Origin of the sequence: Pseudonocardia sp., from assembly GCF_025965585.1 — a bacterium.
Classification (GTDB): Bacteria; Actinomycetota; Actinomycetes; order Mycobacteriales; family Pseudonocardiaceae; genus Pseudonocardia.
The window spans coordinates 1-9,366 of sequence record NZ_JAOPWR010000189.1 but is presented as its reverse complement, the minus strand read 5'-3'; the positions used below and the strand labels follow the sequence as shown (position 1 = coordinate 9,366).

7 protein-coding genes and 1 pseudogene are annotated in these 9,366 nt (G+C 70.7%); 4 read left to right on the top strand and 4 right to left on the bottom strand.

What is annotated here, in order from left to right; translation table 11 throughout:
- The 3 genes and pseudogenes from JWR81_RS12260 to JWR81_RS12250 form a co-directional block, all read left to right on the top strand.
- Positions 1-402: NAD-binding protein (locus tag JWR81_RS12260; RefSeq protein WP_297650700.1), on the top strand; the 402-nt coding region annotated here is incomplete at its 5' end.
- Entirely contained in the window at positions 399-2,177 is a 1,779-nt protein-coding gene (gene gcl, locus JWR81_RS12255) for a glyoxylate carboligase (RefSeq protein WP_297650698.1), read from the top strand. The genes JWR81_RS12260 and gcl, both read left to right, overlap by 4 nt.
- Positions 2,174-3,209: pseudogene (locus tag JWR81_RS12250) on the top strand (glycerate kinase). The gene gcl and the pseudogene JWR81_RS12250 overlap by 4 nt, the downstream one beginning before the upstream one ends.
- Positions 3,210-3,536: 327 nt before the next feature.
- On the opposite strand, the gene JWR81_RS12245 reads toward JWR81_RS12250, so the two are convergent.
- The 4 genes from JWR81_RS12245 to JWR81_RS12230 all read right to left on the bottom strand — a co-directional run bounded on the left by JWR81_RS12245 (position 3,537) and on the right by JWR81_RS12230 (position 7,705).
- Complete coding sequence (locus JWR81_RS12245; RefSeq protein ID WP_297650696.1) at positions 3,537-4,913, bottom strand: nucleobase:cation symporter-2 family protein; 1,377 nt, start codon at positions 4,911-4,913, stop codon at positions 3,537-3,539.
- Positions 4,914-5,079: 166 nt separating this feature from the next.
- Positions 5,080-6,306, bottom strand: coding sequence for a cytochrome P450 (locus JWR81_RS12240; protein WP_297650694.1), 1,227 nt, complete (start codon positions 6,304-6,306; stop codon positions 5,080-5,082).
- Positions 6,303-6,497 (bottom strand): ferredoxin, encoded by a 195-nt coding sequence (locus JWR81_RS12235; protein WP_297650692.1) that lies wholly within the window; start codon positions 6,495-6,497, stop codon positions 6,303-6,305. Before JWR81_RS12235 ends, JWR81_RS12240 begins: the two co-directional genes overlap by 4 nt.
- A gap of 11 nt (positions 6,498-6,508) precedes the next feature.
- The gene (locus JWR81_RS12230; RefSeq protein ID WP_297650702.1) at positions 6,509-7,705 is read right to left on the bottom strand and encodes an NAD(P)/FAD-dependent oxidoreductase; all 1,197 of its coding nucleotides are present in this window, start codon (positions 7,703-7,705) and stop codon (positions 6,509-6,511) included.
- A gap of 153 nt (positions 7,706-7,858) precedes the next feature.
- Between JWR81_RS12230 and JWR81_RS12225 the strand changes: the two genes are divergently transcribed.
- Positions 7,859-8,800 (top strand): Lrp/AsnC family transcriptional regulator, encoded by a 942-nt coding sequence (locus tag JWR81_RS12225; protein ID WP_297650690.1) that lies wholly within the window; start codon positions 7,859-7,861, stop codon positions 8,798-8,800.
- The last annotated feature ends 566 nt before the right edge of the window (positions 8,801-9,366 follow it).

Genomic DNA, 9,366 nt, shown 5'->3' with positions numbered 1-9,366 from the left:
CCGGCCGGCGCCGGGCAGACCGTGAAGGCCGCGAACCAGCTGATCGTCGCCGGGAACATCCAGCTCGTCGCCGAGGCGCTGGTCTTCCTGGAGGCGCACGGCGTCGACACCGAGTCCGCGCTCGCGGTCCTCGGCGGCGGGCTCGCCGGCAGCGCCGTCCTCGACCGCAAGGGCGCGACGATGCGCGCCCGCACGTTCGCGCCGGGCTTCCGGATCGACCTGCACCACAAGGACCTCGGCATCGTCACCGCCGCCGCCCGCGCGGCCGGCGTCGCGATCCCGCTGGGTGCGCACGTCGCCCAGCTCGTCGGGTCGCTGCGCGCGCAGGGCCGCGGCGGGCTCGACCACAGCGCCCTGCTGATGCAGGTCGACCAGCTGTCCGGGAAGGGACCCACGACATGACCCGCATGCGCGCCGTCGACGCCGCCGTCGCCATCCTCAGGGCCGAGGGGGTGACCCACGTCTTCGGCCTGCCCGGCGCCGCGATCAACCCGTTCTACGACGCGATGCGGCGCGACGGCGGCCTGCAGCACGTCCTCGCCCGGCACGTCGAGGGCGCCTCGCACATGGCCGAGGGGTACACGCGCACGGCGCCCGGCAACATCGGCGTCTGCGTCGGGACCTCCGGCCCCGCGGGCACGGACATGATCACCGGGCTGTACTCCGCCATGGCCGACTCGATCCCGATCCTCGCGATCACCGGGCAGGCCCCCGTCGCGAAGCTGCACAAGGAGGACTTCCAGGCGGTCGACATCGCCGCGATCGCCGCCCCCGTCACCAAGCTGGCGATGACGGTGCGCGAGCCCGCGCAGGTCCCCGGCGCGTTGGCACAGGCCTTCCACCTGATGCGCTCCGGGCGGCCCGGACCAGTGCTGCTCGACCTGCCGATCGACGTCCAGCAGGCCGAGATCGAGTTCGACGCGCAGACCTACGCGCCACTGCCGATCCACCGCCCAGCCGCGACCCGGGCCCAGGTGGAGAAGGTGCTCGACCTGCTCGCCGGGGCCGAGCGCCCGGTGATCGTCGCGGGCGGCGGGATCGTCAACGCCGACGCCTGCGCCGAGCTGGTGGAGCTCGCCGAGCTGCTCGACGTCCCGGTCATCCCGACGCTCATGGGCTGGGGCGCCATCCCGGACGACCACCCCCTCATGGCGGGCATGGCCGGCCTGCAGACCGCGCACCGCTACGGCAACGCGACCCTGCTGGCGTCGGACCTGGTGCTGGGCATCGGCAACCGGTGGGCCAACCGGCACACCGGGGGCCTGGACGTGTACCGGCGCGGGCGGACCTTCGTGCACGTCGACGTCGAGCCCACGCAGATCGGCCGGGTGTTCGCGCCGGACTACGGCGTGGCCTCCGACGCGGGTGCGTTCCTCCGCCGGATGCTCGAGGCGGGCCGCGAGCGCGAGCTGCCCGGTCGCGCGGAGTGGGTGCGGGAGTGCGTGGGGCGCAAGGGGTCGATGCAACGCCGGACGCACTTCGACGACGTCCCGATCAAGCCGCACCGGGTCTACGAGGAGATGAACCGGGCGTTCGGGCCGGACACCCGTTACGTCAGCACGATCGGGCTGTCGCAGATCGCGGGCGCGCAGTTCCTGCACGTCCAGCGACCCCGGCACTGGATCAACTGCGGGCAGGCCGGCCCGCTCGGCTGGACCGTCCCCGCCGCGCTCGGCGTGCGGGTCGCGGATCCCGACGCGACGGTCGTCGCCCTGTCCGGCGACTACGACTTCCAGTTCATGATCGAGGAGCTGGCGGTCGGGGCGCAGTTCAACCTGCCCTACATCCACGTCGTCGTGAACAACTCCTACCTGGGGCTGATCCGGCAGGCGCAACGCGGGCTCGACATGGACTACTGCGTGCAGCTCGGCTTCGACAACATCAACTCGCCGGAGCTGGGCAAGTACGGCGTCGACCACGTCAAGGTCGCGGAGGGGCTGGGCTGCACCGCCCTGCGCGTCACCGATCCGCGGGACCTGCCGGGGGCCTTCGCGCGGGCGAAGGAACTCGTCCGGCTGCACCGGGTCCCGGTCGTCGTCGAGGTGGTGCTGGAGCGGATCACGAACATCGCGATGGGCCAGGAGATCGACGCGGTCACGGAGTTCGAGGAGCTCGCGACGACCGCCGAGGACGCGCCGACTGCCACGATCCCGATCGGAGCAGGCCCGATCCGATGAGTGGCCATGTGCTGGTCGCGCCCGACAAGTTCAAGGGCTCGCTCACGGCGCCCGAGGTCGCGTCCCACCTGGCCGCCGGCCTGCGGGGAGCGGGCCACCGGGCCGTCGAGCTGCCGGTGGCTGATGGCGGCGAGGGCGCCCTCGACGCGGCCCTGGCCGCCGGGTTCCGCCGCCCGGTCACGGTGACGGGGCCGACCGGGAAGCCGGTCGACGCCGCCATCGCGCTCCGCGACGGCACGGCGGTGGTCGAGCTGGCGACGGCGTCGGGCCTGGCGCAGCTGCCGGACGGCCCGGAACCGATGCGGGCGAGCAGCCGCGGCACCGGCGAGCTCGTGGCGGCCGCGCTCGACGCGGGGGCCCGTCGGATCGTGCTCGGCGTCGGTGGCAGCGCGGGCACGGACGGCGGTACCGGCCTGCTCATCGCGGATCACCGACGCGTCGGGCCGCGAGCTGCCCGACGGCGGCGGTGCCCTGGCCTGGGCGGACGGGGTGGACCTTGGCGCCCTGGACCCACGGCTCGGCGACGTCGGGATCGTTCTGGCCTCCGATGTGGACAACCCGCTGCTCGGGCCGGCCGGGGCCGCAGCTGTCTACGGCCCGCAGAAGGTGGCGACACCCGAGGGTGTCGCCCTGCTCGACGCCGCGCTGGTCCGGTTCGCCGGGCTCGTCGCACCGGACGCGGCCACGCTTCCCGGTGCGGGAGCGGCGGGCGGCGTCGGTTTCGCCGCGCTCACGGTCCTCAGGGCGCGACGCCGCCGGGGGATCGAGGTGGTCCTGGAGCTGATCGGCTTCGCGGAGCGGCTGGCCGGCTCCTGCGGGAGGTCGGGCAGTCCCTGCTCTGACCGAGCCGACCAGGCGTCAGTGTGCCGGGGGAGTACCCGGGCAGGGCAGCCGCGAGAGGCTCAGCGACCCTGCCCAGCTCCACGGTCTGACCGTCACCGGCCAGGCCCCGGAGGCCTACAATGCCCGCCGCAGCCCGGCGTTACTCACACCCGCACCATGGGCTACTCGAGGCAACAGCCGCGGGCCTGACTTTCTCTGGCCGGCAACCGCGTCGAGTAGCCGGCGCGCTTGCTCCGCTCGCGGCTGCCCGCTCGGCGCGCGGTCACGTACATCGGCGATGAGCGATGAGCGGTGAGGCTGCACGCGACCTCGGGGAAGTAACTCAGAGGGGATGGCGATGACAACTGATCGCCATCCCCCGAGATCCTCTTCCGGCTGGACGCCCGGCACCGCCTCGCAGTCCTTCACAGGGACGACCGGCCGGCGCCTGTTGTCACGCCGGGTGGGAGCGGGAGCCGACACCGCTGGCGGCGCGCGGCTGCTGCCGCCGTTTCCGGTAGTCGATCCGACCCGCCGTCAGTCCTGGTGTCCAGCCGCCTTCTCCAGCGGTCTCGATCCCACGTGGTTGAAGAGGATGTTGAGCGTTATCGCCACGACGGCGGTGACGACGATCCCGCTGCCGAGCACCATCTGCAGCTCGTCCGGGAAGCTCTGGAAGAACTTCGGCTGGGCGGCGGGAATGCTGCCTGCACCGAAGCTGACGGCGATGGTGATGAGGTTGCCGTCCTTCGTGAGGTCGGCTCGCGACAGGGTCTGGACGCCGATCGTGGCGATGATGCCGAACAGCACGAGCAGTGCGGCACCCACCGCGGGCTTCGGCAGGGCCGCCGCGACCGCCGCCACCTTGGGGAGGCAGGCGAGCAGCAGCATGAACACCCCGGCCGTGGCGCACACCCACCGGCTCCTGACGTTGCTCGCCCTCACCAGCCCGACGTTCCCGGTGAACGTCGTGGGCGGGATGGAGTTGAAGACGCCGCCGATCACCGTCGCCAACCCTTCGCCGAGCACACCCCTGCTGATGTCCCGGCTCCCGGGAGCTCGTCCGACGATCTCGCCCACTGCGAAGAAGCTGGCCGTGCTCTCGACGGCGATGATCAGCATGGCGATGCTCATGACGATGATCGCGGACACGTCGAACCTCGGCCAACCGAAGTGGAACGGACCGATGACGTCGAACCAGCCGGCTGCGGCGGCACCGCTGAAGTCGACGACGCCGAGGACCACGCCGAGCGCGCCTCCGACGACGAGCCCGAGCAGCATGGCGATGTTCCTGAGCAGACCCGTGGAGAGCCGGTAGAGGACGACGACGGTGAGCAGGGTCGCGCCGGCAATGACGAGGTTCTCCGGGCTGCCGAACGTGGGAGCGCCGGGATCGCCTCCGCCGGCGAGCGACACACCGTAGGGGAGGATCGAGAAGCCGACCATGGTAATGATCGCGCCCGTCACCACGGGAGGGAAGAACCGCAACAGCCTGCCGTACAGCGGGGCGATCGCGAAGAGGAAGAGCCCGGCGACGATCACCGCGCCGTAGATCGTCAGGAGGCCCCCGACACCGCCCCCCTGCGCGTTCCCGATGGCGATCGTCGGACCCAGCGCGACGGCGGATCCCCCCAGCACGAGTGGGTATCGGATCCCGATCCGCCAGGGTCCGATCGACTGGATCAGGGTGCCGATGCCGCCGGCGAACACCACCGCGCTGAGCAGGACTGCGGTCTCCCGTTCCGACAACCCGATGCCGGCGGCGATGATGGCCGGGAGCACCACGATCGTCGCGTAGAACGTCAAGAGGTGCTGCATCCCGTAGAGCAGCAGTCGCCCCTTGGGTAACATCTCGTCGACCGGGTGAGCACCGGGATCCGCCGCGGAGGTCGTTCTACTGCTCGATTCGGGCATCGTTCCATCTCCCTTGATGGTTTGCCTTGTCCGTTGTTCGGCACTTGCGGGTCAGGCTCGGGTAATGCCCAGCAGGCCGGCGCGACCCGGAAGAGCCCGCGCTGGGTGAGGTGGACGCCCTTCGGGCGGCCGGTCGTACCCGCCGTGGTCCGTGCGTCGACTTGCCCTACCGCGGGGACAGCACGACGGGCACCTCCGGCGTCGTGGCGACGTAGGCGTTGTTGCCCCGGGTGACCGGGGCAGCGAGTTCAGCCGTGGGGAAGCGGGTCAGCAGGGCGTCGAGGACCTCCTGGGCCTCGATCTTCGCGAGGTGCATGCCGATGCACGCGTAGGCGCCTCCGCCGAAGGTCAGCAGCTGAGGCGGGGACTCCCGGTCGAGGTCGAAGGCGTGCGGGTCGGGCGCCCTGGCCGGGTCGCGGTGGCCGGCCGGGACCACGACGTTCACGGCCCCTCCGGCCGGAACCGGGTGCCCCAGGAGTTCCGTGGTGCCGGTCGCGATCCGCGTGACGACCCGGACGCGGGCCTCGAAGCGCACGCCCTCGTCGACCGCTCGCGGCACGAGCGAGCGGTCGTCGACGAGCCTGCGCCACACATCGGGGCGCTCCAGCAATGCGGCGACCACGAGACCCATCTGGTGGGCGGTGTTGTCCGTGCTCGCCTCCACCAGCGTGCTCGCCTCGTCGACGAGTTCGTCCTCGGTCAACTCCCCGGCGCGCTGCAACCGGATCAGCGAGGAGAGGATGTCGTCACCGAGGGCGGTGCGCCGTTCGGCGATGCGCTCACGCACGTAGGGCAACAGTTCCGCGTATCCGGCCTCGATGGAGTCCTTCATCGACGGGTCGCGCTCGAAGATCGCGAGGACCTGGTCGGACACCCTCGACACGAACGGCGCGTCCTCCCGCGGCGCGGCGACCAGCATGCAGTACACCTCTGCGGGAACCCGGTTGAACAGCGCTGTGAAGAGGTTCGCCGGCTGGGTCGGGTCCACCTCGTCGAGGAGCGTGTCGACGATGGTGCGGATCTGTGCCCGCAGCGACTCCGTCCGTGCTGGTGCGAAGTACCGCGCCAACGGCAGCCTGAGCCGCAGGTGCTGTTCGCCCTTCTGGGACAGGAGCATCCGCTGCTTGTACTCGCGGGCCGGGCCCGAAGTGATGCCGACGGCGTCCACGATGGTCATGTGGTCCCGCGCATAGCGCCGGTCGCGCAGCACCGCCAGGCCCGTCGCATGGTCCAGGACCTCCAGGCCCCGATCGCTCTCGGCGAGCGGCGACGCGCCACGGAGTGCGTCCAGCATGGGGTAGGGATCGCCGGCCCACGACGGGTCGGCGAGGTCCAGCCGCGGCAGGTTCGGGGAAACGGCGGAGGCAGCACCACCCTGAGCTGCGGCGGTCATCGCGACTCCTTCAGCGAGATCGCCCCAACGGGGCAGCTGTCCATCGCCTCCTGCACCGCACCGTCGTCTGGTCCGACGTCATGCTTGAGGACGACCAGCGTGCCGTCGTCGGACAGCTGGAAGTGTTCCGGCGAGGTGATGGCGCACATTCCGTTGCCGACGCAGCGTGTCATGTCGACGTGCAGATGCATCTGATCTCCGTTCAGTGGGAGTGCGAAGGTGTGAGGTCGCTGATGGCGGCCTCGAATGCGGCCCAGTCCGAGGTCTGGGCGAGGAGTGCTCGCAGCCGGAGGAACCGCGGGGTCGCGTCCAGGGCGGCGACGCCTGTGACGGAGCCCGGCGTGCCGATGAGCCCGATCGCACTCGTCTCTGGTCCGGGTACCCGCCAACCTCGTGCGATGCTCGCCGATGCGAAGGTCCCCGCTGCCTGCAGGCGTGAGCCGTACTGGTCGGACCAGGCGTAGGGAATGCTGTCGTGCGTCGCCCTCCCGGTGACGACGTCGCGAGCGACCGTGCGCGCCTGTTCGACCGCGTTGGTCCAGTGCTCGACGCGCTGCAACTGCCCGTACCGGGAACTCCACCAGCGCGCCACGTCGCCCGCTGCGTGGACGCGCTCGGCTGCGCGCAGGGATGCGTCGCAGACGATGCCGTCGTCGAGGGTGATGCCACTGTCTTCGAGCCAGCTCGTCGCGGGACGTGAACCGATGGCGAGGACGACGACGTCGCCGAGGACGATGTCGCCGTCGTCCAGGAGGACGCCCCGCGCGCGCTTCTCCCCGACGACGGCGACCGCTCGACTACCGCAGTGAACCGCGACGCCGTTGTCCCGATGGAGCTGCGCGTAGATCGAGGAGATCGCCGGCCCGTAGCCGGCGAGAAGCTGCGCACGAGGTTCCAGGAGGGTGACGTCCAGTCCGAGTGTGCGGCAGCTCGCGGCGATCTCGCACCCGAGGAAGCGCGCGCCGACGACGACCACCCGAGGACGCTCCACCTGGGTGAGGCTCGCCCGCAGGCGGATCGCATCGTTCCTGGTGCGCAGCGTGTGGGCCCCGGGCAGGTCGGCGCCCGGTAGCGTGCGGGGAACGGAGCCGGTCGCCACCACGAGTTCGTCGAAGCCCACTGTCGCGCCACGATCGGTGTGCAGCTGCCGGGCCGGCAGGTCGAGATGCTCGGCTCGCTCGCCGAGGCGCAGCTGCACGCCGAGCCGGTGCAGGTCCTGCGCGTTCCGCAGCTCCGTCGCCGCGGGTTCCACGTGCCCGCGCAGCACTTCCTTCGACAGCGGTGGCCGGTCGTACGGCAGGTGCGTCTCGTCGCCGAGCAGGGTGAGCTCGCCGTCGAACCCGTTTCGCCGCAGCGCCTCGACCGTGCGCACGCCTGCGAGCGAGGCGCCGACGACCACGAGATGACAAGTCCGCACCCGATCTCCAAGATTTTGTTGTTGGAGGAGACTCTGACAATAAAATCTGAGCCCGTAGGCTGGGAGGCTATGAGCCGACCGTGGGTGTGTCAAGAGAGGAATGCGCTGCCCGCGGAGAGTGCGGACGCGTGGTCGATGTCCGATCTGGACCGCGCTCTGATCGAGAGCCTGCAGCACGACGGCCGCGCCTCGGTCAGCCAACTGGCGCGGCTCGTCGGGGTCTCCGAAGCGCGCGTGCGCCCGAGGCTGGCTCGCCTGCTCGAGTCGAACGCCGTACGCGTCGCGGCGCTCGTCGATCCCGCCGCCCTCGGTCGACCGGTCGTCGCCATGCTCGGCATCCGCTGCGCGGCGGACGCTGAGGGGAAGGCCTCGCTGCACGGCGTCGCGACCCGCCTGGCCGCGCTGGAGGAGATGAACTGGATCGCCGAATGTGCCTCGACGTCGACCGTGCAAGCTCAGGTCAGCGTCGCGGAGAACGGTGAACTCCTCGATCTCGTCAACGCGTCGGTGCGCGCGGTGCCTGGTGTCGGCGAGGTACGCGCCACCACCATGCTGCGCGGCTCCGCCCTCGGCCCACGGGTCAGCGACAACCCGAACCGACCGGCACGCCCGCTGGAGTTCCTCGGTCACACGCGCGGCGGGAGGCTGCTCGATTCCGCAGATCGCGTCATCATGACCGCGTTGCAGAACGACGGCCGCATGTCGTTCACGCGGCTCGCCATGCTCTCCGGTCTCTCTGTGGCGGCAACCCGGCAACGTTTCCTGCGGCTGCAGCGCGACGGCATCGTGTCGGTGCGCGCGCTGGTGGAACCCGAACTGCTGGGCCGCACCGCGTGCGCCAGCGTGGAAGTCGCCATCGTGTCGGACAGCGCCACCACTTCTGCGACCATCGCGGAGATACCGGACGTGACGTACTCCCTCGAGGTCGCCGGTGGTTACGACCTGTTGGTGGAGCTCTGGTGCAGCACGGACGAAGTGCTTGAACAGCGGATCGGGCAGATCCTTACGGTCGACGGAGTGGTTTCGTGCCACGTGAACCGGTATTCCGCCATTGTGAAGCGACAACCCCAATTCTGATGGGCTACGCCGTGCCGTTGCGCATGGAAAGCCATCTCGGTGTCGATCCTGGGACTCGTGCAGCCTCACTTCGGCGTGGCCGGATTCCCGTCGCAGCCGCACGTGGAGTCCACCAGGCGAGCAGTTCACGAACTACCGGTAGCCGACCGACGCGGGCAACGGCACACCGTCGCCACGACCGGGCACTCGCCCGCTACCCACCGGCAGCGCCCGCCGGCCGGATCGCACCGCCCTACTCGCCCGCTCGCTCAACAGTGCGGGATCGTCGGGGAGCAGGGTGAGCAGGGTGAGCACGAGGGCCAACGGCGCGACCCGCCCGAGCGAGCGGAACAGCTGACGAGCCGTCCAGATTCCAGGCTTGCCTCGCATCGGTCGTACGTGGCGCGAAACAGCCCGAAGAAAGGTTGCGGCCACGGGCAGTGCGGACCCGACCACCGAGTAGTACTGCAACGGCACTCAGTCTGGTGGTCGTTGTCCGCGGCGTCGGTAGTGGCAGGTTCGCGCTTGGTGTTGTCGGTGTCGGCGCCAGTCTGACCAGGCCAGGATGTGTTCGACGCAGGCGGTCG

Excerpts from the sequence above, each read along its gene's own strand:
- gcl (WP_297650698.1), top strand. The coding sequence starts at position 399 with ATGACCCGCATGCGCGCCGTCGACGCCGCCGTCGCCATCCTCAGGGCC.
- JWR81_RS12245 (WP_297650696.1), bottom strand. The coding sequence starts at position 4,913 with ATGCCCGAATCGAGCAGTAGAACGACCTCCGCGGCGGATCCCGGTGCT.
- JWR81_RS12240 (WP_297650694.1), bottom strand. The coding sequence starts at position 6,306 with ATGACCGCCGCAGCTCAGGGTGGTGCTGCCTCCGCCGTTTCCCCGAAC.
- JWR81_RS12235 (WP_297650692.1), bottom strand. The coding sequence starts at position 6,497 with ATGCATCTGCACGTCGACATGACACGCTGCGTCGGCAACGGAATGTGC.
- JWR81_RS12225 (WP_297650690.1), top strand. The coding sequence starts at position 7,859 with ATGTCCGATCTGGACCGCGCTCTGATCGAGAGCCTGCAGCACGACGGC.